Source organism: Johannesbaptistia floridana (assembly GCF_057440575.1).
On the sequence record NZ_JALKVM010000255.1, the window covers coordinates 47,930 to 71,158 of the forward strand.

24 protein-coding genes and 1 pseudogene are annotated in these 23,229 nt (G+C 36.5%); 13 read left to right on the top strand and 12 right to left on the bottom strand.

Annotated elements, in window-relative coordinates; genetic code table 11:
• Positions 1–2 precede the first annotated feature (2 nt).
• Genes MW688_RS15950 through MW688_RS15960 form a run of 3 tightly spaced genes read left to right on the top strand, consistent with a single transcriptional unit; the run spans position 3 to position 2,687 of the window.
• Positions 3–626: a tetratricopeptide repeat protein gene (locus MW688_RS15950; RefSeq protein WP_486736999.1), complete on the top strand. Its 624-nt coding sequence runs from the start codon at positions 3–5 to the stop codon at positions 624–626.
• 54 nt (positions 627–680) lie between these two features.
• A complete protein-coding gene (locus MW688_RS15955) occupies positions 681–1,958 on the top strand; it encodes an ABC transporter ATP-binding protein (RefSeq protein ID WP_486737000.1) in 1,278 nt (425 codons plus the stop codon).
• Between the two features lie 24 nt (positions 1,959–1,982).
• Positions 1,983–2,687 (top strand): formyl transferase, encoded by a 705-nt coding sequence (locus MW688_RS15960; RefSeq protein WP_486737001.1) that lies wholly within the window; start codon positions 1,983–1,985, stop codon positions 2,685–2,687.
• 458 nt (positions 2,688–3,145) lie between these two features.
• On the opposite strand, the gene MW688_RS15965 is transcribed toward MW688_RS15960, so the two are convergent.
• A complete protein-coding gene (locus tag MW688_RS15965) occupies positions 3,146–3,283 on the bottom strand; it encodes a hypothetical protein (RefSeq protein ID WP_486737002.1) in 138 nt (45 codons plus the stop codon).
• Positions 3,284–3,463: 180 nt separating this feature from the next.
• Positions 3,464–4,081, bottom strand: a complete 618-nt coding sequence (locus MW688_RS15970) for a hypothetical protein (RefSeq protein WP_486737003.1) — start codon at positions 4,079–4,081, stop codon at positions 3,464–3,466.
• Here MW688_RS15970 and MW688_RS15975 point away from each other — a divergent pair.
• Complete coding sequence (locus MW688_RS15975) at positions 4,069–4,296, top strand: hypothetical protein (RefSeq protein WP_486737004.1); 228 nt, start codon at positions 4,069–4,071, stop codon at positions 4,294–4,296. The two genes, MW688_RS15970 and MW688_RS15975, sit on opposite strands and share 13 nt — an antisense overlap.
• A 99-nt stretch (positions 4,297–4,395) precedes the next feature.
• Here the strand turns inward: MW688_RS15975 and MW688_RS15980 are convergent, their stop codons facing one another.
• Entirely contained in the window at positions 4,396–4,560 is a 165-nt protein-coding gene (locus tag MW688_RS15980; RefSeq protein ID WP_486737005.1) for a hypothetical protein, read from the bottom strand.
• Positions 4,561–4,703: 143 nt separating this feature from the next.
• Between MW688_RS15980 and MW688_RS15985 the strand changes: the two are divergent.
• Positions 4,704–5,162, top strand: a pseudogene (locus tag MW688_RS15985) (IS6 family transposase); the annotation flags it as partial.
• A gap of 160 nt (positions 5,163–5,322) precedes the next feature.
• On the opposite strand, the gene MW688_RS15990 reads toward MW688_RS15985, so the two are convergent.
• Entirely contained in the window at positions 5,323–5,922 is a 600-nt protein-coding gene (locus MW688_RS15990) for a hypothetical protein (protein ID WP_486737006.1), read from the bottom strand.
• Positions 5,923–5,975: 53 nt separating this feature from the next.
• Positions 5,976–6,137: a hypothetical protein gene (locus MW688_RS15995; protein ID WP_486737007.1), complete on the bottom strand. Its 162-nt coding sequence runs from the start codon at positions 6,135–6,137 to the stop codon at positions 5,976–5,978.
• A gap of 248 nt (positions 6,138–6,385) precedes the next feature.
• Here MW688_RS15995 and MW688_RS16000 point away from each other — a divergent pair, with 248 nt between their 5' ends.
• The 8 genes from MW688_RS16000 (at position 6,386) to MW688_RS16035 (ending at position 15,139) form a co-directional block, all read left to right on the top strand.
• The gene (locus MW688_RS16000) at positions 6,386–7,639 is read left to right on the top strand and encodes a DegT/DnrJ/EryC1/StrS family aminotransferase (protein WP_486737008.1); all 1,254 of its coding nucleotides are present in this window, start codon (positions 6,386–6,388) and stop codon (positions 7,637–7,639) included.
• Positions 7,640–7,652: 13 nt separating this feature from the next.
• Positions 7,653–8,630 (top strand): glycosyltransferase family 2 protein, encoded by a 978-nt coding sequence (locus MW688_RS16005; RefSeq protein ID WP_486737009.1) that lies wholly within the window; start codon positions 7,653–7,655, stop codon positions 8,628–8,630.
• Between the two features lie 132 nt (positions 8,631–8,762).
• Positions 8,763–10,595: an asparagine synthase (glutamine-hydrolyzing) gene (asnB, locus tag MW688_RS16010; protein WP_486737010.1), complete on the top strand. Its 1,833-nt coding sequence runs from the start codon at positions 8,763–8,765 to the stop codon at positions 10,593–10,595.
• Between the two features lie 24 nt (positions 10,596–10,619).
• Entirely contained in the window at positions 10,620–11,870 is a 1,251-nt protein-coding gene (locus tag MW688_RS16015) for a glycosyltransferase family 4 protein (RefSeq protein WP_486737011.1), read from the top strand.
• Positions 11,863–12,636: a class I SAM-dependent methyltransferase gene (locus MW688_RS16020; protein WP_486737012.1), complete on the top strand. Its 774-nt coding sequence runs from the start codon at positions 11,863–11,865 to the stop codon at positions 12,634–12,636. The genes MW688_RS16015 and MW688_RS16020 overlap by 8 nt, the downstream gene beginning before the upstream one ends.
• Positions 12,637–12,662: 26 nt before the next feature.
• Positions 12,663–13,433: a class I SAM-dependent methyltransferase gene (locus MW688_RS16025; protein WP_486737013.1), complete on the top strand. Its 771-nt coding sequence runs from the start codon at positions 12,663–12,665 to the stop codon at positions 13,431–13,433.
• 973 nt (positions 13,434–14,406) lie between these two features.
• Positions 14,407–14,655 carry a UPF0175 family protein gene (locus MW688_RS16030; RefSeq protein WP_486737014.1) on the top strand — a complete coding sequence of 83 codons (249 nt, stop codon included), beginning with the start codon at positions 14,407–14,409 and terminating at the stop codon, positions 14,653–14,655.
• Positions 14,639–15,139, top strand: coding sequence for a PIN domain-containing protein (locus tag MW688_RS16035; RefSeq protein ID WP_486737015.1), 501 nt, complete (start codon positions 14,639–14,641; stop codon positions 15,137–15,139). The genes MW688_RS16030 and MW688_RS16035 overlap by 17 nt, the downstream gene beginning before the upstream one ends.
• Before the next feature lie 406 nt (positions 15,140–15,545).
• On the opposite strand, the gene MW688_RS16040 is transcribed toward MW688_RS16035, so the two are convergent.
• The 7 genes from MW688_RS16040 to MW688_RS16070 all read right to left on the bottom strand — a co-directional run bounded on the left by MW688_RS16040 (position 15,546) and on the right by MW688_RS16070 (position 23,225).
• On the bottom strand, positions 15,546–17,495 hold the full coding sequence (locus tag MW688_RS16040; RefSeq protein ID WP_486737016.1) for a pentapeptide repeat-containing protein: 1,950 nt from the start codon (positions 17,493–17,495) through the stop codon (positions 15,546–15,548).
• Positions 17,496–17,983: 488 nt separating this feature from the next.
• Positions 17,984–18,805: an ABC transporter permease gene (locus MW688_RS16045; RefSeq protein ID WP_486737017.1), complete on the bottom strand. Its 822-nt coding sequence runs from the start codon at positions 18,803–18,805 to the stop codon at positions 17,984–17,986.
• A gap of 26 nt (positions 18,806–18,831) precedes the next feature.
• Positions 18,832–19,620 carry a sensor histidine kinase gene (locus MW688_RS16050; RefSeq protein WP_486737018.1) on the bottom strand — a complete coding sequence of 263 codons (789 nt, stop codon included), beginning with the start codon at positions 19,618–19,620 and terminating at the stop codon, positions 18,832–18,834.
• Between the two features lie 222 nt (positions 19,621–19,842).
• Positions 19,843–20,424: an L-threonylcarbamoyladenylate synthase gene (locus tag MW688_RS16055; RefSeq protein WP_486737019.1), complete on the bottom strand. Its 582-nt coding sequence runs from the start codon at positions 20,422–20,424 to the stop codon at positions 19,843–19,845.
• A gap of 10 nt (positions 20,425–20,434) precedes the next feature.
• On the bottom strand, positions 20,435–21,355 hold the full coding sequence (prmC, locus tag MW688_RS16060; protein ID WP_486737020.1) for a peptide chain release factor N(5)-glutamine methyltransferase: 921 nt from the start codon (positions 21,353–21,355) through the stop codon (positions 20,435–20,437).
• On the bottom strand, positions 21,333–22,088 hold the full coding sequence (locus MW688_RS16065; protein WP_486737021.1) for a Tic22 family protein: 756 nt from the start codon (positions 22,086–22,088) through the stop codon (positions 21,333–21,335). Before MW688_RS16065 ends, prmC begins: the two co-directional genes overlap by 23 nt.
• A gap of 330 nt (positions 22,089–22,418) precedes the next feature.
• Positions 22,419–23,225, bottom strand: coding sequence for an SDR family oxidoreductase (locus tag MW688_RS16070; RefSeq protein WP_486737022.1), 807 nt, complete (start codon positions 23,223–23,225; stop codon positions 22,419–22,421).
• Between the last annotated feature and the right edge of the window lie 4 nt (positions 23,226–23,229).

Genomic DNA, 23,229 nt, shown 5'->3' on the forward strand with positions numbered 1-23,229 from the left:
ATATGTATTTTCTGCCACCACCCCCTATCATAATTATTGCTCAAAACCACAGCGCCCTGGAATGGGTAAAAATAGGAGTAGAAAAATACCAACAGGGCAATCATCAAGGTGCCCTTCAAGATTTAACTCAAGCTTTAAGAATAGATCCCAGGGAGGCAGAAGCCTATTATAATCGTGGGATTATTTACTATGATTTAGAGAAGTATTCTTTGGCTTTAGAAGATATAGAGAGAGTAATTAAGCTAAAGCCAGAGTCGGCTGAAGCCTATTATCTCAGGGGTTTAATTTTTGCAGAGCATCTTCCTGATATTCCTGCGGCTATGGCTGATTTTAATCAAGTGATTGAGTTAAATAGTAGTTATACAGCAGCTTATTTTCAACGAGGAAGTTTATATTATAAGATGCGAGAATTAGAAAAGGCTTTTAAAGATTATACTGTGGTGATTAATTCTAAGGCAGATTATCCCCATGCCTATTATAACCGAGGAATTATTCGCTATCAAATGGGAGATCGCCAAGGGGCTAAAAAAGATCTCGAAACCGCTAGTCAGCTATACTTTGATTTAGGGGAACAAAGTTACTATGAGAAAACCCGGAAAGCCCTAGAGGGGATTGAAAATCGGTGATAAATCCTTCCTAGATTTCTTGGCAACAAAATTAAAATAGGAAGCTAAGAAACAATGTCATATCCAATTATTCAAGTCGAAAATTTAGGCAAAAAATATATTATTGGGCATCAACAACAGGGTGTTTCTAACTATGTGGCCTTACGAGATGTAATTGCTGCTCAAACTAAATCCCTTGTTAAAAGTTTTCTCAGGAAAAAATCGGCAATTTCTCAACACCAAGAAGAATTTTGGGCTTTAAAAGAAATCTCCTTTGAGGTTAATCAGGGAGAATGTGTGGGTATAATCGGGCGCAATGGCGCTGGTAAATCTACACTACTTAAATTACTTAGTCGTATTACAGAACCTACTAGAGGAAAAATTGAACTGAAAGGAAGAGTAGCGAGTCTTTTAGAGGTGGGAACCGGATTTCACCCAGAATTAACCGGAAGGGAGAATATATACCTTAATGGTGCCATTTTAGGCATGACTCGTGTAGAAATTAAGCGTAAGTTTGATGAGATTGTGGCCTTTGCCGAGGTAGAAAAGTTTCTAGATACACCTGTAAAACGTTATTCTTCTGGGATGTATATGCGTCTAGCCTTCGCTGTAGCAGCACATTTAGAACCAGAAATTTTAGTAGTAGATGAGGTCTTAGCCGTAGGTGATATAGCCTTTCAAAAAAAATGTTTAGGTAAAATGGGAGATGTAGCGGCTAAAGAAGGAAGAACAGTATTATTTGTTAGTCATAATATGGCAGCAGTACAGAGTTTATGTAATAAAAGTATTTGGCTTAACGCTGGGAAAATTGTCAGTGTCGGAGAAACATCAGCAATTATTTCTAAGTATTTAACTACCTCAACATCAATAGTAAATGAGTATATTTGGGAAGATATAGAGAAGGCGCCAGGGAATGAAAGAGTAAAATGGTATAGAGTGGCGATTTCTCCTGCTTCTCAAACCCAAGAAGTTGAATTAACAGTGGCAACTCCTCTAGTGGCTGAATTTGAATGCTGGAACTATGTAGATAACATGATGTTAAACTTTAGCTTACATTTATTTAGTTTTGAAGGAGTTAAAATTTTAAATACTTTTTCTTCTCCACAAAGGTTTCCTGCTGGTTTAATCAAAGGCCATTGTTTTATTCCCAAAGATTTTTTAAACGCTACAAGTTATCGAATCGGGATTATGATAGTAGAAGACTTAAGTAGAGTTGTACACTTTTTAGAAGATGCTTTAGTTTTCCAAATTCATGATACAGAAAGAGAAGTTGATTGGTATGGAAATTGGGAAGGATTAGTTCGTCCCAAACTTAACTGGTCTGTAGAATACGATGGAAAACTACCAAAATAATTATGATAGTTGACGGTTCAAAATATGTTTGATTTATATCTTGGCAGCGATTTAGGATTATGGGCTTTACAACAGGTAAACAGGGAGCAAATTACTCAGATTTTTACCTGTGAACAAAAGATTGCTGACATAGCTAAGCAATTAAATATTACATGTTATTTAGAAAATGTTAATTCAGTAGAATTTACCTCCTCAAAAACCGCTTTATCAGTTCATTATCCTAAAATTATTAAGCCCCATGTAATTGCCAAGTATCAAAAAATTTATAATTTACATCCTGCCTATTTACCCTGGGGTAGAGGATTTTATCCGATTTTTTGGGCTTTGTGGGAAAATACTCCAGCAGGGGCAACCTTACATGAAATCAATGCAGGAATTGACACTGGTAAAATTGTAGCTCAAATCAAAGTACCATACGGTGAGGAGGATACAGGAGGTTCTTTGTTTGAGAGAGTTAGAGAAGCAGAAAAGCAATTATTTTTAGAATATTGGCAAAAAATAGCTCAAGGGATGGATTTAGCATCTCATAGTCAACAGGGAGAAGGCACGTATCACACCAAAAAAGACTTTTTTGAGTTGAAGACTCAAGCTAATTGGTCAACAATGACCGGGGAGGAGTTAATTAAACTGATTCGGTGTTTGACCTTTGAAGGATACACAGGCTTAGAAATAAAAATAGGACAACAAGATTTTGAGTTATCTTTAAAGCCTAATACTCCTAATTGTTAGCTCAGATATTGCATCTTTACCCAAAGTTACTGGTGGAGGTTGAGTAATGAGTTTTGAAGTAATGAGTTTTGAAGTAAGAAGCTGACGGGGTGACAGGGTGGTTGAAAAGCTGATATATCTTGAGGTTTGGGTAGGGCGATCTCGAAGAGATCTCGCCTTTGGCGAGTGCGCATAAATAATTAACAAAAAGTTTTCCCAAGCGTGAGAATGGAGATTTTTGGGAATGGCAGGAAAGAGGGGCAAAAAGTATTGACTAAAAAGTCAACCAAATCTTAAATAAAAAACAATCTCAGTAGATCACAAAGTCCCTTCTAGAGAAGGAAATTTTTAAGCAGCGATCGCCAAATTCAGTTAAAACAGCCCAAAAAACTGACCAAAATATAAGTTTATAGCCCTAAAACTTATTAGTGACAGCCTATTTTCGTCGCGATCGCCTCTTTAAAACTGACGCAAGTGATCTACTGACACTCTGTCATTAGATGGCGATCGCTAATTAATATTTTACGGTCTTCTTCTCGTCCAGGTAGAGGAACATCGGCAATAGGTCGCATATCATGGGGTAAATCTTCCGTCAAAGCTCTTTGATGAGTCAGCAACTGCTCTTGTTCCTTTGGCTTAATCTGGAGGTGAAGAGAGTTTCGCCGATGATTGTTTGCCGGATACCTTCCCTGTTGGCGAATTGCTTATCCAACCAGGTCAGCATTTCTCTTGGCAGCTTCTTTGACTTGATGAGGGAAGGTTCAGATAACCACTGCTCTTCTTTAATACCGATTGATTCAAGCCACTTTCGGCAAGCTTTTGTATTCTTCCCGAAGCCATATCTCTTTGCCAGGGGCAGTTATTCCTACGCCGTCGTGTTTAGCGATCGCGTTACCCCGATCATCGACAGTAATGACAGTGGGTATTTCTTTTATTTGAGTGACAATCGCATCGGGTTTACCTAAGACTAGGGCTACCATTTCTGGAGAATGTAGAGTGGCGATCGCCTGGGTAGACCTCAGCAATCTTTCTTGAGTTTGTGCGAGTTCTAGTTGGAGTTTTAATTTTTGAATTTCTTCAGATTGAGTGGGGATGGTTTGAACAGCTTGTTTGGCAATGCGTTCACATTCTAAAAAGTAGCGACGAATTTTCGTTCCTTGCTGAGTCCCTGCCATCATACCTAAAGATTTAAAACAATCAATAGTTAAGTTTATCATTTCGCTAGGACGTCCACCTGATGAAGTTTTCAACCATTTGGTTAAAAAGTCGCTTCCCTGTTCAAAATGATTAAATAGTTTATTTTTAGCTTTTTGTTTGCTGCTATAACCAATCCATCGCCAAGCATCATCAAAATCTACTGGAAAAGATTCGGCTGAAGAAAGAAGCTTTGTCGCTAACTTTTGTGAGAAGTCCATCTTTTATTGTCCCTCAAAAAAATTCAAATCAATATCTTGGTGTGCATCATCTTGTTTTCAAGAAAGTTATTAAAAGTGTTTATCTCGATGCTGCTCTTAAAGAGTGGCTTGAAAATGAATCTAAAATTAGGAATCGTTCAATGAGTAATTACATTGAAACCATCTTAGCTTTGATTAAAGATGGGAAAGTAAAAGTAGATGACCGAGACATTTAATGATTAAGTTCTTTCTCTCACAAGAGTGAGAGAACTCCTAGTCAATATATTTATCTAATTATTTGACTCCGATTATCCTACTTCGGTGGAATAATTAGGTCACAATATTTTTTCTCCAGAGTCATTCTCTCTGATGTTTTCAAGGGTAGCGCTAATATAGTTACTCATTGAACGATTATTTTGTTTCGCTTGTTGAGCTAACCATCTTTTCAGATCTTTGTTGAGATAAACAGAGATCCTTTCTTTATCATCTTTTAGTCCCATAGGTTAAATATCTGAACATTAACATTTTCATCTTAGCCTAGATAGCACTACACTAACCACTAAAAACTTAACAGTAATGCTACTATAGAGTTAGTAAGAGTAAAAAGGAAAGTGTCAGGACTGAGAACAAGTTTTTTGTCTGTGTCAAAGGGAAATGGTGTTATCTGTATAGAGCTATAGATGGGCAAGGAAATTTAGTCGATATAAGATTAAGCGAAACTAGAGATATAGAAGCAGCAAAAGCCTTTTTTTCTCAGGCAAAGACAATAGTGAAGCATTTACCACAAAAAGTAATAACAGATGGACTAAATTCTTATCCAAGAGCAATTGCAGAGGAATTAGGAGAAGAAGTAATTCATCAACAAGTTAACTGTCAAGATAATCCAATAGAGCAAAGTCATCGAGGAATAAAACAGAGATACTATCCGATGATGGGATGGGGAAATTTTGAATCGGCAGAGAGATTTTGCCAATTATTTGAAGAAGTACAAAACTTCTTTAGACCTCAAATATTTATGGGAGAATTCGTGTCTTTATTTGAGAGAAGAAAAATATTTTTAGAGAGAGTTAATTTGTTAAAAGAAATGTTTATAGCAGCTTAAGTTAAAAATAGAAAGAAAGGACTCTTTAATCAATTTAAGTCAATTTTTGAGCCCCCATTTCTGACACTTTCGTTAAATCACTTTTTGATGTTGCTGCTTAAAACTACGCAAGATATACAGAAAGTTTGTATACTTCATGACTTTTTGCAACAGAACCGTTTTATTCAGCGAAAAATCTAGTCCAGTAGCCATCATCAAATATAAGGGGCTGACCATTGACAAGAGCTTGTCTACAGCGTAAAGAGAGATTTCCTTGCTCAAAAATAATTTCTGCTCCAATCCCTGTGGAGTTACATGTAGCCCACTCTGACTCGTTGCTTGAGGTATTTAAGAAAGTTCTTGTCCAAAAATCCCGAGATTGAACTGCGGCTTGACCATTAGCGGCAATTTGTCTACATCTAATCCCCCAATGATCCATAGCATCACTGTAAATAACCTCTGAAATAAAGCTTGAAGAAGGACAACTTGCTGTCGAATAACTTCTGTTAGACATAACATTACGTGCAAAGTACCTCGTCCAAAACTTTCCATCATCAGTTGATGTTGTTCTCCCACCTACTTTGTAGCAACGGATTCCTAGTCGATGATCTCGTTGCTTAGCAACAATTTCTTTAACAAATGCACCATTTGGACATTTTGCACTATACTCGGTAGCATGAGTTGCATTGCCCAGACCCAGTATTGTAAATGCTAATAAAAAGCCAAATGCTAGAAAAAAAATGAAAAACTTGTTTGCTGTAGTTTTTTTAATATTATACATGAAAAGTTTTTTACTAACTCTACTATCTAAGTATAGTTTACAACCTTGAGATTCTAAATCCTCAATAAATAATATAACTTCGCTTCTGGTAATGACAAATAGAAATTAGTAACTATTGCTACCAATTGGCCTTGTATCTCAGCATAAAATAATTGTAACCAATCAGCAAATTCAAGCCAGCCTTCTTCGTGAATAATTCTGATGACTGTTTCCACGACACACTCTAAATCAAATTCCAGAAACTTTGCTAGAAGCTCATCTGACTCTTTATCTAAATTATTAGTTTTCCTACTATTAGTATTTAATAGGGGAAAAATTATATTTTTTCCTAATCAGAATGATGTGTTTAATAGTTGGTCTGGGTATACTGATAAACAGGAGGCAGTACCAATAAAACAAGAATTCCGAAAAAATACTTATACCAAGGAATTATCAAGATTTTTACTAAAGGGGTATATATATTATGGGTAGTGGTCTAAATCAAGTTAAAAACAATCTTCAAGAATTAGCAATATTTGGGGGAACTCCAGCATTTACGGAAAAACATCACGTAGGTCGCCCTAATATTGGTAATCGAGAAGCTCTTATCGCTAGAATTAACGATATGCTAGACCGTAAATGGCTCACTAATCATGGTCTATTTGTTCAAGAATTTGAACAGCGAATAGCTGACTATATTGGCGTTAAACACTGCATCGCTACTTGTAATGGTACAATTGCCCTAGAACTAGCTATTCGTGCTTTAGACTTAACCGGAGAAGTTATTGTCCCCTCTTTTACCTTTATTGCTACTGCCCACGCTTTACAATGGCAAGAAATAACCCCGGTTTTCTGTGATATTGACCCTCAAACCCATACCATCAACCCCTATCGTATTGAAGCCATGATTACCCCCCGCACAACAGGTATTATTGGGGTTCATGTTTGGGGAAATCCTTGTGATGTAGAAGCTTTAAATGCGATCGCTCATCAGCATAATCTAAAATTAATGTTTGATGCTGCCCATGCCTTTGGTTGTTCCTATCAAGGCCAAATGATTGGTAATTTTGGGGAAGCAGAAATATTCAGTTTCCATGCAACTAAATTTATGAATGCCTTTGAAGGTGGCGCCATTGTCACTAACAATGATGAACTAGCGAAGAAAGTTCGCCTCATGACTAATTTTGGTTTTGCAGGATTAGATAATGTTATTTACATCGGTACTAACGGTAAGATGAATGAGGCTTCTGCCGCAATGGGATTAACCTCTCTAGAAAGCATTGAGGAATTTGTGGAAGTTAATTATCGTAACTATAAATGCTATCAACAGGAAATAGCTTCAATTCCAGGAATTGAACTACTACCCTATAATGACCAGGAAAAATGTAACTATCAATATGTTGTCCTAGAAATAGACGAAAAGCGTACCAAAATTAGCCGAGATGACTTAGTTAATATTCTCAATGCTGAAAATATAGTAGCGCGTCGTTACTTTTATCCCGGATGTCACCGTATGGAACCCTATCGGTCCTATTTTCCCCATGCAGGCTTATTACTTCCAGAAACCGAACAACTCACCCAAAGAGTAATGTTACTACCAACTGGGACCGCAATTAACAGAGAAGATATCGTCAAAATTTGCAGTATTTTGCGCTTTGTGGTTCAAAATGCTAAAAATATTAATGGCAAGAGTGACAGCAAGCAAGAACCAGTGATACCTATCGAGCAAATTAAGTAATTTTCAGTTGAACATGAGAGAATGTAAAAGTCCTAAAGTAAGTGTTTTGATGGTAACTTACAATCATGAGTCTTTTATCTCTCAAGCAATTGAGAGTGTCTTGATGCAAAAGACTGATTTTGATTATGAATTAGTGATTGGGGAAGACTGTTCTACTGATGGCACGAGAAAAATTGTTCAAAGCTATGGGGAAAAGTACTCAGATAAGATTACAGTGTTGCTGCATGAGCAAAATTTAGGCTATGGTGGTAGACTAAATTTGCTCAAAACCTTCGCCGCTTGTCGAGGAGAATATATTGCTTTTTTAGAAGGAGATGATTATTGGACAGATACCCTGAAACTCCAACAACAAGTGGAATTTTTAGAGAATCATTCTCACTATGTGGGTTCCTTTCACGATACGGAAATAAACTGTAACCTAGAAACAAGGGAAAAAAATTTTCAGTTTTGGCAAAACTGGCAAGATAAACTTGATTGTTCTTTAGAAGATACCATTTCAGCAATCACACCATTTCATACTTCTTCTTTTTTAGTTAAATCTAAGTGTCTAGAAAAACTCCCCCCAGAATTTTTGCATTTTAATAGTGCTGATCTTGTTATTTACATTACTTCAGCTACCCAGGGATTATTACGGAGAATTCCTGAAAAAATGAGTGCTTATCGTCTACATGCTGGAGGAATCACTAAAACAGCGAGTCAACAAGGAGTTAAATTTCATAGTAACCGAATTTATATATTTCGTTGTTTAAAAAAGCATTTTCATAAGTTAGCCTCTAAAAAGTTTGATGAAGTGATAGGAGTTTATCACAAGGGTTTATCTCTAACTTGGAAAGAGGAGGCACAAAGTATAGATGAAGCAATCAAAGGTTTAACAATTATATTTAAAACCTGCGGACTAGGAACTACTCTTTACGTAATTAGCCTCTATCCCTATCATTGGTTAAAATCCTTCGTACCACCACAAGTTAAATTGTTACTAAAAAGGGAATAGGGAAGACTCATATCTTGGTTTAAGTTGTGCTAAGGTCGGTTCGTTCATTAGACAATTATACAACAATTAGGATGGCAGAAAGTTAACCAAATAAATTACAATCTTTCTAGAAAGAACAATAAACCTATATAAATGTGTGGCGTAACCGGACTAATTAATTTTAAAGAATCAGTAGATAGATCCCAAATAGAAGCAATGACAGCTTCTCTTTCTCATCGAGGTCCCGATGGAGAGGGGATTTGGCTGAAAAACAATGTGGCGATCGCCCATCGACGCCTAGCAATTATTGATTTAGCCACCGGACAACAACCCCTGTGTAACGAAGATGAAACAATCTGGATAACATTCAATGGGGAAATATATAACTATAGAGAACTAAGAACCCAATTATCAGTAGTAGGACACAAATTTAAAACCCAATCAGACACAGAGGTAATTGTTCACGCCTACGAAGAATGGGGTGATAGTTGTGTAGAAAAATTTCGGGGTATGTTTGCCTTTGGGATTGTGGACTTAAACAGACAAAGACTATTTTTAGCCCGTGACCAACTAGGAATTAAACCCCTATACTATTTAAATACCCCAGAATATTTCGCCTTCGCCTCAGAACTCCAAGCATTAAAACAAATTCCGGTTAACTTAGATATAGATGTTCAAGCTATAGACCAATATCTATGGTTACAATATATTCCCCCTCCAAGAACCATCTATCAACAAATCAAAAAATTACCACCCGCCCACAGAATAAGTATCAGCTTCGATGGAGAACTCTCAAAAAGCGAAGAATATTGGCAATTAAATTTTAATCCCAACAATCAAAAAACCGAAGCAGACTGGTTAGCAGAATTTGACATTGTTCTCAAAGAATCTGTTAAATCTCATTTAGTTGCCGATGTACCCTTTGGCGCCTTCTTATCTGGAGGAGTTGATTCTAGTGCAATTGTCGCCTATATGAGTCAACTGTTAGAACAGCCTGTAAAAACCTTTAGCATTGGTTTTGAAGAAGAAGAATTCAACGAACTTAAGTATGCAGCAATACCAGCTAAACTCTGGCAAACAGAACACCATACAGAAATTGTCAAACTTGAAGCCTTAGAAATTCTCCTACCAAAACTAGTTAAACACTACGGAGAACCCTTTGGGGATAGTTCCGCCATTCCCACCTATTATGTTTGTAAAATGGCCCGAGAACAAGTAACCATGGTGTTATCTGGAGATGGTGGTGACGAATGTTTTGCAGGATATAACACCTATAGAAATTGGATGGCTTGGTTAAACAAAGAAGAAAAACCCGTCTGGAAGCGATTAGTCTATCCTCTCGCCCAACTCTTAAAACCCCAAATTTATCCCCCTCGGCATCCTAATTTACAGGCTTGGTTGCGTTTTATGACCTCAATCCAAGCTGATAAACGTTACCAACTGTGGCGAGAAGAATATCACCCTTTAGTTAATCAACCTATTGATGTATTTACTCAAGAAAATACTAAAATTGAGTCTTATGGTTGGAGTCAAAAGGCCCAATATCTCGATATAAAAACCTATATGCCCGGTTCAATTTTAACTAAAGTTGATATTGCCAGCATGATTAACAGTTTAGAAGTTAGAACACCGATAGTTGATGTCAATGTTTTTGAATTCGCCGCCACTATTCCTGAATCTCTAAATATTGCTCATAATCAACAAGGAGAGTGGGAAGGAAAATTACTCTTTAAAAAATTACTCACTCGTTACTATGATTCAGAGTTTTTGCATCGTCGGAAAATGGGATTTAGCACCCCAATTGAAAAGTGGTTTTCTCAACAGGGAAATTATCGCCAAGTATTAAAGGAGCGATTTCTCGGTCAAAATTCTAGATTACAAGCCTATTTTCGACCAGAAACCCTAACAACTTTGCTTAACAAAAAAGCGACTCAACCCCTCTGGTTACTCCTCTTCTTAGATGAGTGGCTACAGCAAAATCAATAATATTTATCTGTGGGAAATATAAATATGAATCAGACTGAATCTCCCTTGACTATTGGTTTAGTAACAACAGAATACGTTACCGAAGGAAGCTTTGATGGTGGCTTAGCTAATTACCTCCATCGAGTTGCTTTATCTTTACAGCAATTAGGACATAAGCCTATTGTTATGGTTTTAAGCAATCAAAATCAAGTATTTAATCACAAAGGCATCGAAGTACATCGAATTAAATTCAAAGAAGCGCTAATTGCTAAATTTCTCAACTTATTAACTCTAAGACAGTTAAAACACATAACCTATTATAGTTTGCTCAGTTTTTCCCTAAACAGAATAATTAAAAAAATCGACAAAACTAAACGCTTTTCTCTCATTCACTACCCAAGCTGTGCCGGATTAGGACTATTTCCTGTCAAAACTATTCCCTCTCTAATCCGAATTTCTAGTTATCTTCCTCTCTGGAATCAAGCCTATGAGTTGAAACCGACTCTGAATATGAAACTAAGTGAAAAAGTAGAAGATATTGCCTATACTAAAGTAGATGCTTTATTTGCACCTAGTAAATTAAATGCTCAAGCAGTAGAGTTAGCTATAGGTAGACCTGTAGAAGTTATCGAAACCCCATTTATTCTTGACACAACAGAACTTAATGATAGTCTCTATCAAACCCATTTAAAAGAGAAAAAATATTTACTTTTTTTTGGAGTAATTGGCTTAATGAAAGGCTGCGGCTTAATTGCTGAAATTATCCATCCTTTACTTGAAAATCATCCCGATTTATCCTTTGTATTTGTAGGCAAAGATAAAGACTATTTAGGCTATAAGGGGACAAGTGTAATGAAACAAATAAAAGATAATGCGGCTGAATACCAAGATAGAGTTATTCATTTTGATAAACTAACTCATGAATATTTATATCCAATAATTGCTCATGCCTACGCAGTAGTTTTACCCTCTAGAGTAGATAATTTTCCTAATACTTGTTTAGAAGCAATGGCCCACAAAAGAATTGTAATTGGTACCCAGGGAACTAGTTTTGAACAATTAATTGTAGACGGCGTCAGCGGTTTTTTGTGTGAAAAAGATAATGCTCAAGATTTACTGAAAACTATTAATAAAGTTTTAGAGTTAAATTTAGAAGAAAAAGCTAAAATAGAAGAAAAAGCAGCAGAAAGGATAGAAAAACTTTCCCCAGAAAAAGTGGTTAATCAATTAGTCAACTTTTATCGTCAAGTTATCGATAAGTTTTACTCTCAAAAGAATGTAAAAACCAATGTCTAACAAAGAAAAAATAAACTATCAAGCCATCTATTTACAAGTAGCCAATACTTTTTTAAATATTGTAGAACAAATTCAACCCTTAAAACCACAAGCGAAAATACTTGACTTAGGATGTGGCGAAGGATATGTGGTAAAAATCCTTAGAGAAAAAGGCTATTCAGCTTTTGGGTGCGATTTTATTAACGACCAAACCTATAAAAATTTCACCAATGAAGTACTTGAAAAGTTTGAACCAGGTATCCTCATTCCCATCCCTACTCCCTATCGATTACCTTTTGAAGACAACAGTTTTGATTATATTTTTAGTGCTGATGTTTTTGAACATGTAATGGACTATCAAGAAACTTTAGACGAAATTTACAGATTACTCAAACCTGGAGGTATGAATGTAAACATGTTTCCTAGTAGATACAGATTACTAGAAGCACACGTACATGTACCTTTTGGAAGTATCATTAAAAATAAAAACTGGCTTTATTTGTGGGCATTATTAGGCATACGCAATGAGTTTCAAATCAACAAAAAAGCCTCAGAAGTTGCCCAGCTAAACTACAATTTTTTACAGAATCATACTAACTATCCCACTAGTCAGGAGTTACTATCCTATACCCATAAATTTAGTTCAGCAGAATTTAGAGAAGATTTATTCTTATATCAAAACAATAGCAGCAAAGGAAAGATTATCAACAAATTCAATAAAATAATCCCTATTGTACCTGAGTTAATCAGTAAATTTCATCGTCGCGTGCTTGTTTTAAGAAAATAACAATTTTTTAATTTGATGAGCTACAAATGTCTAACACAGAACAAATAAACTACCAAGCAAATTTAAAAGTAGCAAATACTTTTTTAAATATTGTAGAACAAATTGAGCCATTACATCCACAAGCTAAAATACTCGACCTAGGATGTGGCGGGGGAGATTTAGTTAAAATCTTGAGAGAAAAAGGCTATTTAGCTTTTGGGTGCGATTTTATTGGTGATAAAACTCATACAAATTTCACCAAGGAAGTCATAGAAAAATTTGAACCAGGTATTCTCATTCCCATCCCTACTCCCTATCGATTACCTTTTGAAGATAACACTTTTGACTATATTTTTAGTGCAGAAGTTTTTGAACATGTAATGAACTATCAAGAAACTTTAGACGAAATAAAAAGAGTACTCAAACCTGAAGGTATTAATATAAACATATTTCCTAGCCGATACAGATTAAGGGAAGTACACGTCCATGTCCCTCTTGCTAGTATTATTAGAAATAAATATTGGCTTTATTTGTGGGCATTATTAGGCATACGCAATGAGTTTCAAATCAACAAAAAAGCCTCAGAAGTTGCCCAGCTAAACTACAATTATCTCCATAATCATACTAATTATCCAACTCGTCAAGAGTTACTATCCTATACCAATAAATTTAGTTCAGCAGAATTTAGAGAGGATTTATTTCTGTATCAAAACAATAGCAATAAAGGAAAGATAATAAGCAAAGTTAATAAAATAATACCTGTTATACCTAGGTTAATCAGTGAATTTCATTGTCGCGTGCTTGTTTTGATGAAATAATGACTTTTTAATAATAGTGAAGAATTAAATAATCCCCTCGAATCTCACAGTGAATGAATAGATGATAAGCTAATTGAATACATAATAGCACGCAGTAGTGATTCATAAAGGACTTCCAACCTCACTTTTATTATCTAAATCTTGTTTTCAAAAGTTTTCGTTTTATAGCTAAAATACGAGGGCGTGCAACCTTGAAAGAAAATCCTAATCCTTCTCGGAATATCTCAGGAATATAAAAACGTTTTTTTGAAACTCAATATAGCTTAAAGTTCCATCTCTAACTTTTTTCCAGAGTCGAAACAATCGTTTATATGAGTGCTAACAGGTCTCTTCCTATCTGTCTGGCGATTCCTTGACGCTCTGATATTTTGGTAAATTCTCTTTTTAAGTGTGCCCCTCATAGTTTTCTTTGCTTTAGAGCCAACCAGTTGTAAGCATTATAGCGGTCGCTAATTACAATACCTCGGAAGCTCAATCCTAATAGCTCTTGTGCTGCTTCAGTTGAAGGCGATAAGGTTACTTCATGCGTATGTTATTAGGGGATTTACAAGGTTTTCATACCTTATAGAATATCATCTTTTTCTGACTTTGCCTGTTTCTTTCATTTCCACGGAAAACTTTTACATCCCACTGCTATCAATTAGGTATTAACGATCGCCCGATCGCCCCCTGAACGGTTACAAAAGAAGTTCCCACTGTCATTACTGTAGATGATAATGGTAACGCGATCGCACAGTTTGACGGCATCGAAATAACAGCATTAGCAAAGAGATATGGCTTTAAAGTAACTTTTGATAATGGTCAGCAAACCTGGCTACCTATTTGTCTTCTAGAACCTATTTAAAGGTTGAATAGAGAAGTGACTTAGTTGTATAAAGTATATCCCTTATGGTTTTATGGTTAATATTTTTGGCAACAGAACCAAAATCAGCTATGATTAAGATAGTTATTTAACGTTTAATTAACTGACAAAATGCAATTATCAATTCCTGATTCCATTGTTCAATCTATTCGCTTACCGGAAAAACAAATTGAAGGAGAACTTCTTAAAGAATTGGCGTTAAGTTTATATCAACAAGAATTAGTTTCATTCGGCAAAGCGAGAGAACTAGCGAATCTGGAATATTATGAGTTCAGTAAACTATTGGGTCAAAGAGGAATTAACCGACACTATTCCCCTACAGAACTAGAAGAAGATTTCAGTTATGCTCGTAATCAGTGACACTTCTCCTTTGCTTAATTTAGCTATAATTGATCATCTTTTCCTTGTAAGAGAACAATTTGCCGAAATTATCATTCCGACTGAAGTAAAAAAGGAATTAAGAATCAATGAAAACTTACCCGGCTCTCAAATCTTAAAAGAAGCCATGGAAGCTGATTGGATTAAAGTTAGAGCAATAAAGGCACCAGCTTTTATACAAGTATTGAGACGAGACGTAGATAAAGGAGAAGCAGAAGCTATTGCTTTAGCCGTAGAACTTAAGTCGGACTGGTTACTTTTGGATGAAAAAGAGGGGAGAAGAATAGCCAGAATCTTAGGATTAAAAGTAACAGGAATATTGGGGATTATTTTGAGAGGATGGTATGAGGGAAAAGTTTCTTCGGTTAGAGACGTAATCAAACAATTACGGATACAAGCTCACTTTCATATTTCCCCTAGCTTGGAAACACAAATCTTGAAGGAAACGGGAGAACTAGAGAAATAAACAGGGGATTAACCTTGGAATTAGTCTCATTCAAGCCGCTACCCGTTCCAAGACAAGAATAATAATTTTATCGTCCAGGAAAAGGCAAAGATTCGGCCAAAATAGAAGGTTCGTGCAACCAGGGGCAGCGAAAGCCTGAAAGCTTTATCTATTAATCGTTTTAACCTTTTGCTTTTTTGCTCGACTTTCGACTTGTGTTATATAATAGTTGAACGAAAGAATAAGGTTTTCGGGTTGTTTTTCTGAGCATTTTTAAGCTCATTGGTCGATATTGCAGGAACCTTATATTTGGGCCGGGGAGTGCTACAACATCTAGTTTCCAAAACACCTTGTATTTTTATTGACGATAAGGCACAGAAAGAATTTCTTTTTCTACTCTGGTACTTATTTATCACTACATGAATCCTCAGGTATTTTCTAAAATTGCTTGATAATAACTGTACTCTAGGTCAGTCCAACAAACAAAAATAAGGGTTTGAATTGAAGAACAGGTATCAAGAAAACTGGTCACCTCAGACAGGGCAATTTGAGCAGCTTTCTGTTTAGGAAACCCATGCACTCCTGTGGCAATACCAGGAAAAGCAATACTTGTGATTTTCTGTTGCTTTGCTAAAGCTAGACTATGACGATAACATTGTGCTAGTAATTCCTCCTCTTTAGCACCACTAATACCATCAATCCATAGGGGACCATGGGTATGAATTATCCAGGGTATAGACAAATCATAGCCAGGAGTAATTTTTGCTTCTCCAACATTGAGGGGAATTAGGCGAAAACAGTGTTCATCTAACCTCTTTCCTGCTGCTTGACGAATCGAATAGGCTACACCTCCCCGACCGGAAAGATGTTGATTAGTGGCATTAACAATAGCATCTACCTCCTGTTCAAGTAAATTTCCCTTAACCACTTTTATTCGTGAATCAGAGATAAATTTAGATTTTTTGGCCTCAGACATTCTTGTCTCTAATCTAGATAGGTAATCAATTACATCTTCTAGGTTTTTGCCCTGCTGCCAAGATAACCTCTCAACGATTTGAGGAGAATTTTCTAAATCTGCACTATATTTTTGGCATTTTTGGGCCTCTTGGCTGTAAATCTGGTGGATAACTTGTTCAATTTCTTCTAAGTTTCCATCAGATGTAATTTTTAGGTAAATAACAAGTGCCCCATTTGGTTTTTGCTCTAATGACTGCAATTGAAGTACTTGTTGCGGATAATTGCTGCAAAACTTTTTTAAGGTTGATGAGAAAGCTGGCCAATAAATTCCTTCGGGAAAGACCCAATCTAAAATCTTTCCAGAAGATTGAAACTGAATAAGTGCTTCCAATTCACCAGGAGAAAAAGAGCGAGACCTATTATAAGGGCGACGTTTAGTAAAATTATTATTAAACATGTTACCATCAGAACTGGTACATTGTAAGTAAAGAAAGTCGCAAATCAGGTTGGTTAACTGTGTTTGATTGTTGATTTGCCAGCGATGAATACACACTCCTGTGAGAATAGCTTGATTGAACCGAGTTCCGAGAGCTTTTGCTTGACACAGATTAGCATCATTCAAATTAGCTTCAGATAAATCAGCATGGTTCAAATTCGCCTCACTAAGCTTGCTACCATTGAGTTTAGCCCTTTTCAGAGATGTATGAGTTAGGTTAGCTCTAATCAGACTACTACCACTAAGATTAGCGTTGTCGAGTATTGCTTCAGAAAGATTGATATTTTCAAGATTAGCATTTCTTATATCAATTTTACTCAAGTTAATACCTTTTAAGTTTGCCCCTTTTAATTTGGCATCATCTAAATTGACACCAGTAAGACAACAATCTGCCAGAGAAACTCCACATAAATTAGCATAACTGAGATTCGCGTTAGTAAAATTAGAACGAATAAAAAAGGAACCTGGTCCACCAAAGTCTACATAGCTTAGATTTGCCCCAGTAAAGTTTGTTTCTTCAAGAAATGTACCCATAGGAAATAAGAAATTTGCTCCTCGGCAGATGATGAATTCAACTGTTGCTTCTTCATCAAAATTATTACTAAGATTAGCCCCACTGAAGTCAGCATGGTCTAGATGTGATCCTCCAAATCTCCCTCCACGTAAATCAGCATTACAAAACTTGGTGCCACGTAGATTGGCAAATCTCAAATCAATACCAATAAGCTCCAAATTTCTACCGCTATAGTATTCATATACAGGATCATGATTGGTTAAAGATAAACTATTAGGAATCACTGCGGGTAGTTGAATTCCCTGGAGATTGGCATCACTAAGGTCAATTTGTTCTTCTGGATTTTTTCTGCGCCAGATGTTCCAGGCTTCAACACCTTGTTTGAGGCGATCATAATGTTCCTGTTTCATACTGCTGTTTACTTAGTACTATTAAGCTATGGTTTTTGTTCTATTTTAGGCAAAAAAATAATTCCCTAATTTATTTTAACCATAAAAATAGGGAATTATTAAACACAATATTGTAGTTAATGACAAGATTGGGGAAACCGGTGTTATGGCTTTTGGCTCCTGGTAAGCGCCAACTCTTAGTCAGACGTTGGGCCGTCCAAGCTGCGCGGCTTCAGCCCGCAGAAGTTGACATTTTTCTGCACATAAATCGGTACGATTTTTGTTTTCACGTTTCATTAATACTGCTTTTAGTCCACATTCGACAGCATAAAATAATAGTAGTCGATGAGCGTTGGTTTTGTCGGTGACTTCTGATGCCTTTTTATTTTCTCGCCAAGCTCTGTGAAGTTCTCTATCTGTAAATATTATCATCAAAAAAAGTTTTTACACTTCAACAATATCACTGAAATTCATTAATCTTTGGCACTCGTTCTAAGGTTATCGAGAGTTCAAATAATATCAGCAAATTTACGCTCCATATTGCGAAAATAAGTAATACCAGTAACCACTAAAATTATCACTAATGCGATAGAGAGAATAAACCCTGGCCAATAAATTTCGGTATTATTTCCAAGAATCGCCCAACGAAAGCCATCAATTACCCCCACCATCGGGTTAAGGGAATACCATAACCGCCATTTCTCTGGAACAATATTGCTACTAAACCCTACTGGAGAAATATATAAGCCAAATTGCACGAAAAAAGGAACAACGTAGCGAAAATCACGATACTGTACATTCAAAGCAGAAAACCATAACCCTCCTCCAATAGCAGCCGCAAAAGCAATTAAAATAAAAATAGGTAAAGTTAAAATACGCCAACTAGGAACAAAGTTATACCAAGCCATCAAACCAAGTAATATCATACCGGAGATGAGAAAATCGACAAAACTAACGATTACTGAACTTGCTGGGATAATCAGACGAGGGAAATAAACTTTACTAATTAACTGAGAATTGTTAATTACACTATCACTACATTCCCCTAGGGCATTAGCAAAAAACTGCCAAGGTAACATAGCAGCAAAGACTAAAATAGGGTAGGGAATCCCTTGGGAGGGTAAATTGGCTATCTTACCAAAAACAATTGTAAACACAACCATAGTTAAAAAAGGTCGTACTAAAGCCCAAGCAATACCAATAATTGTTTGTTTATAACGTACTAGAATATCTCGCCATGCTAAAAAATAAAATAACTCTCGATATCGCCACAAATCCTGCCAGTATTGTCTCTCTGTACGTCCTGCTTGAATAACTAATTTTTTGTTCATCTCCAAAACACTTTTTCAGTAAGTCCTCATGAATCAGTAGACAATGCTTTTTGAATTCCCAATTGTAACCTAGTGTTAGAAACAGAACTATGAGTAATATTTAAATCTCCCCCCATTGATTGAAGTATATTATTGAGAAGAAATAATCTAATTTCCGTTAAGACAGTAGTATAATTATCAAACTTAAGAGAATTATGATTAAGAGTATTTAAACTTAATTGACTGTTCAACTTAATGAAAATAGGCAAATTGATATTAACAGTGATTAATCGAGAATCGCTGTGTTGAGAACAGTTAATAGTAACTTGACCTGATTCCATTTCACTAAAAGCTGCATCAATAAGTAGTACTATAGCAGATAATAAACGTTGATAATCTCCATAAAGATAATCATCAAAATCAGATAAATCAATATCTAATTTTAATCTATGGTTGTTAGCTTGTAAGTAAGTTTGAGTCTGTAAATCTTGACAAAATTCTTCCAAGCTAAAGGTATTTAAATTTAGTTCTAAAGAAGAATTTTCCAACCGAGAAATATCAATAACTTCGTCTAAGATTGACATCAACTTCTTAGCTGCAATTTGAAATCGTGCCAGAAATTCTCTCTCTTCTGCGGGATTTTCGCATAAATCCGATAAGATTAGTTCATTTAAACTAAGCATCTGAGTCAAAGGAGAACGTAATTCATGTGCAATACGAGCAAAAAACCCGGCCTTAAATTGACTCATTTCTACAGCGAGTTGATAAGCTTGCACTGTTATTTCTAGTTTATCTTGCAACTCTTCTACGGAATCAGTAAATTTTTGTTTATTCATTTTATTTAAATCTCCTCAAAAAAGCTTTATTTTGACGATGTTTTTGGCTTAATCTACAAACCACAACAAAATAACTTTTTACTTGCACCACTACTAAGCAATAGACGCATTAAAACTAAATATTATCAAATTAATTGGAAAAGTTGATAGTTCTCAATGTTCAGAAGTTTCTTCCTGTTCCCTGGTCTTCATAGTTCAATTTAGATACACAAAAGCAGCTGACTAAATTTTAATAGAACCCTCTCGTAGTACATTCCAATTATTTTCATGCCACTTAACTACCGTAGAAGGCTGTCCACTGCCTAATTTTGCTGTAGGATTTTCACTCTCTATAATCAAAATTTCGGGAAATTGTTCTTCAATTTCTGCCAAAGTTTCTAAAGGAGGTTGACCTGAAATATTCACACTAGTAGTAGCTAAGGGACCTGTTTTAGAGAGAATAGAGATGGCTATAGGTTGTGCCGGGATTCTTAGTCCAATAGTTCCAGTGTTTTGAGGATTGAGTTGAGGATTTACCTGTAAAGAAGCAGGAAGCACTAAAGTTAGGGCCCCTGGCCAGTACTTTTGAGCTGTATTAGCCCAAATCTGATGAGATGCAGGAGTACCAGTTACAAAGGGCCATAAGTCAAAAGGGGTTGCGCCCATAAGAATTAGTGGCTTTTTTTGAGAACGTTGTTTGAGAGTAAAAATTTTACTTGCTGATTCTGGGATAACTGCTAAGGCGGGTACTGTATCGGTGGGGAAACAAATCATTTCTCCAGCAATTGCCCCGTTGATTAATTCTGATTCTGATACTATTGTCATTGGCAATATTTCATTGGCGATATGCTAATACAAAGCGTTCAATCCTCTTCAAATCTTTATACACCTGTATGTCTCTATAACTGTGTGTTTGTTTGAGCATTTCGATTACTTGTTTACTTTGTCCGACCATCATTTCTACTAACCAAACTCCACCGGAATGCAAATAGGTAGGAGCAGTTTCACTCAAGTGATGTATACAGTTTAATCCATTTTGACCGCCATCAAGGGCTAAATGAGGTTCATGGTTTCTTACTTCTGTTTGTAATTGTTCAATTAACCCTGTGGGAATATAGGGAGGGTTGGAGACCATGCCGCTGATTTGCCCTGAGAGTTCCCTGATAGGTGACCACCAGGAACCTTCTCGAAAATTGATTCTAGAGACTAAGCCTGCCTTCTCGGCGTTGATTTGAGCTATCTTCAAAGCTTTAGGGCTACAATCAACAGCATAAATAGTAGCTTTGGGAAATACAGTAGCCAATCCTAGAGCGATCGCTCCGCTTCCGGTTCCTAAATCTACCCAAATCCCTTGACTCAGACTCTGATCCCCTGTTTTCTCAACGGCACTGACTGCTAGATCAATAATACTTTCTGTTTCAGGTCTAGGAATCAGAACATCTTGGGAAACCTGTAGGGTTAAATCTCGCCAATGACTTACCCCTACCAGGTATTGAATTGGTCTGCGTTCAGATATTCTTTTTTGCCACAATTGAGTTAATTCTGGGATGGATTTGCTTGACTTGATTAGTTTTTCTGGTTTATCTAAGTTTAGGCGTAAATCTAACTTAGTTAATGTGGTTACTGTTTGTAACAACCAGTCTACTTCATAGGGGTCAATTTCAGCGGCTTGAGCCTTAGCTTTTGCTTTCTCTCGCCACTGTTTAACTGTATTTATTTCTAGATATTTTTCTCTATTGTTTTGGTGTTGGTGCATTTCCAGGTGTTTTTTGAGTGCTACGGAGAAAATCGATTGATTCTTCAGTAGGGACAAAAACAATCTTTCTCAGCACTTCATCCTCGCTAGTTTTTAGGGTCGCTAGTATTACTTCTAAAGGTACTACTTCTACTACTACAGTAGATGCTAACTCTGGTTGCTGTTCTTCAAAACGAGACAGCATATTTTGGAGTTGACTTTTTTCAAAGAAAAAGGGAATTACTTGTTCATTGTTTCTTTCAATAGTCAAATATCCTTGTTCTTCACCTGCTTTGGCTACGAATAGAGGAACACCACCTTGGTACTTTTGACCTAATTCTGAAAGAACTTCTTGAGCTTTTTCTACTTCTTCATCAACAGGCACATAGGCGAATTTTATGCCATTGGGATCTGCCTCACTTTCTTGAGATAGCTGATAAATTTCACTTAGGGAAACAGGTACTACTCTCACTTGTTCAGCCAGGGCTGGATCTTTTTGTTTTAACTCTTCCACAAAATCTTTGGCATCGCTTTCACTGATAAACACACCAGCGACTTTACTATCATCTATGCCTGATGCTACTAAGGGAGCTCCCTCTTCGTCAGCCACAGTAAAAACAGGAATCGGTCTTAATTTTTGTAGAATATCTTCTTCGGGTATAGCAAAAGCTTTGAGAGTTTCGCCAAATATGGTACCCGCTATAGTTGTAGCGATTAAACTTGTGGTAATTCCTAAGCGTATTAATGATTTCATGTTTATTATCCTCATATTTTATTTACATGTTAATAACTATTTGCTGAAAAACAGACTTACCTTTTGAGAGTTTTGAGTAGTTTAATAATTATTTTAAACTAACTAACACAGATTTTCTCTGTTGCTTCTATCTTAACCTTTTGATTAAATTTAACTGGTGTTTTATTACTTTAACACTGAAATTTTAAAAAACCTTATCTAGCAGTTCCCATTCTTGTGAGGTACAAAGGTTATCTATCCTTTTTAGGCACGGAACACCTTTTTAGGCAGGAGGCACCGAGGCTCCGAGTTAGGTGTAGCTCATGAGTCCTTCAACATGCTATAAATAAATTACCAAGCAGTAAATCCTCCATCAACTTTTAGTTCAATTCCAGTTACATAAGCCGAGGCATCAGAAGCGAGAAAAACGAGAGGGCCGCCTAAATCCTTAGTTTCTGCCATTCTCCCCAAGGGAACGCGATCGCAGAATTTAGCTTGAAACTGTGGGTCTTGACCTCCGAGTACACCTCCTGGAGAGAGTGTATTTACTCTAACACCTTGATTTCCCCAATGGGTAGCCAAATAACGACTCAAGTTAGCCAGGGCCGCTTTAGATGCACCATAGCTTGGTGGTTTCAAAAAGGGAGGATCGCAGTCAATATGGTCATAAAAGCGATAATCTGGGGAAACACTCCCATACAGGGAACCAATATTAATTATTGAACCTTTTTTAGCTTTAAGCATGGGTACAGCAAAAATCTGACTAACTTGAAAAGCAGCAATTACATTTACCTCTAAAACCTGCCGAAAGATTTCTGGAGGAATTTCGGTAAGTTCGTAAGTAGTTACTACATTGGGAGGTTGATCTATTCCTGCATTATTTACTAAAATTGACGGGATCCCGATTTCTGTTAAACAGCGATCGCGCATTTCCCTTAAGCAGGAGCGATCGCGCACGTCTCCTCGGTACAATTCTAGACGTTGCTGAGGATATTTTTGTTTCAACGCAGTAAATTCTGCCTTAAGAGGTACTGATGGTAAATCTATCCCCAAAACCTCAGCGCCTGAAGCTAATAGCGCTTCTATCCATACGGGACCGAGACGTCCTAACGCCCCGGTCACTACTGCTATTTGGTTACTTAAATCGAATTGTTTCACTATC

Bases quoted from the DNA above. Each gene is read 5' to 3' on its own strand.
- MW688_RS15950 (WP_486736999.1), top strand. From the start codon at position 3: ATGTATTTTCTGCCACCACCCCCTATCATAATTATTGCTCAAAACCAC.
- MW688_RS15955 (WP_486737000.1), top strand. From the start codon at position 681: ATGTCATATCCAATTATTCAAGTCGAAAATTTAGGCAAAAAATATATT.
- MW688_RS15960 (WP_486737001.1), top strand. From the start codon at position 1,983: ATGTTTGATTTATATCTTGGCAGCGATTTAGGATTATGGGCTTTACAA.
- MW688_RS15970 (WP_486737003.1), bottom strand. From the start codon at position 4,081: ATGGACTTCTCACAAAAGTTAGCGACAAAGCTTCTTTCTTCAGCCGAA.
- MW688_RS15980 (WP_486737005.1), bottom strand. From the start codon at position 4,560: ATGGGACTAAAAGATGATAAAGAAAGGATCTCTGTTTATCTCAACAAA.
- MW688_RS15990 (WP_486737006.1), bottom strand. From the start codon at position 5,922: ATGTATAATATTAAAAAAACTACAGCAAACAAGTTTTTCATTTTTTTT.
- MW688_RS16000 (WP_486737008.1), top strand. From the start codon at position 6,386: ATGGGTAGTGGTCTAAATCAAGTTAAAAACAATCTTCAAGAATTAGCA.
- MW688_RS16005 (WP_486737009.1), top strand. From the start codon at position 7,653: ATGAGAGAATGTAAAAGTCCTAAAGTAAGTGTTTTGATGGTAACTTAC.
- asnB (WP_486737010.1), top strand. From the start codon at position 8,763: ATGTGTGGCGTAACCGGACTAATTAATTTTAAAGAATCAGTAGATAGA.
- MW688_RS16015 (WP_486737011.1), top strand. From the start codon at position 10,620: ATGAATCAGACTGAATCTCCCTTGACTATTGGTTTAGTAACAACAGAA.
- MW688_RS16020 (WP_486737012.1), top strand. From the start codon at position 11,863: ATGTCTAACAAAGAAAAAATAAACTATCAAGCCATCTATTTACAAGTA.
- MW688_RS16025 (WP_486737013.1), top strand. From the start codon at position 12,663: ATGTCTAACACAGAACAAATAAACTACCAAGCAAATTTAAAAGTAGCA.
- MW688_RS16030 (WP_486737014.1), top strand. From the start codon at position 14,407: ATGCAATTATCAATTCCTGATTCCATTGTTCAATCTATTCGCTTACCG.
- MW688_RS16035 (WP_486737015.1), top strand. From the start codon at position 14,639: ATGCTCGTAATCAGTGACACTTCTCCTTTGCTTAATTTAGCTATAATT.
- MW688_RS16040 (WP_486737016.1), bottom strand. From the start codon at position 17,495: ATGAAACAGGAACATTATGATCGCCTCAAACAAGGTGTTGAAGCCTGG.
- MW688_RS16045 (WP_486737017.1), bottom strand. From the start codon at position 18,805: ATGAACAAAAAATTAGTTATTCAAGCAGGACGTACAGAGAGACAATAC.
- MW688_RS16050 (WP_486737018.1), bottom strand. From the start codon at position 19,620: ATGAATAAACAAAAATTTACTGATTCCGTAGAAGAGTTGCAAGATAAA.
- MW688_RS16055 (WP_486737019.1), bottom strand. From the start codon at position 20,424: ATGACAATAGTATCAGAATCAGAATTAATCAACGGGGCAATTGCTGGA.
- prmC (WP_486737020.1), bottom strand. From the start codon at position 21,355: ATGCACCAACACCAAAACAATAGAGAAAAATATCTAGAAATAAATACA.
- MW688_RS16065 (WP_486737021.1), bottom strand. From the start codon at position 22,088: ATGAAATCATTAATACGCTTAGGAATTACCACAAGTTTAATCGCTACA.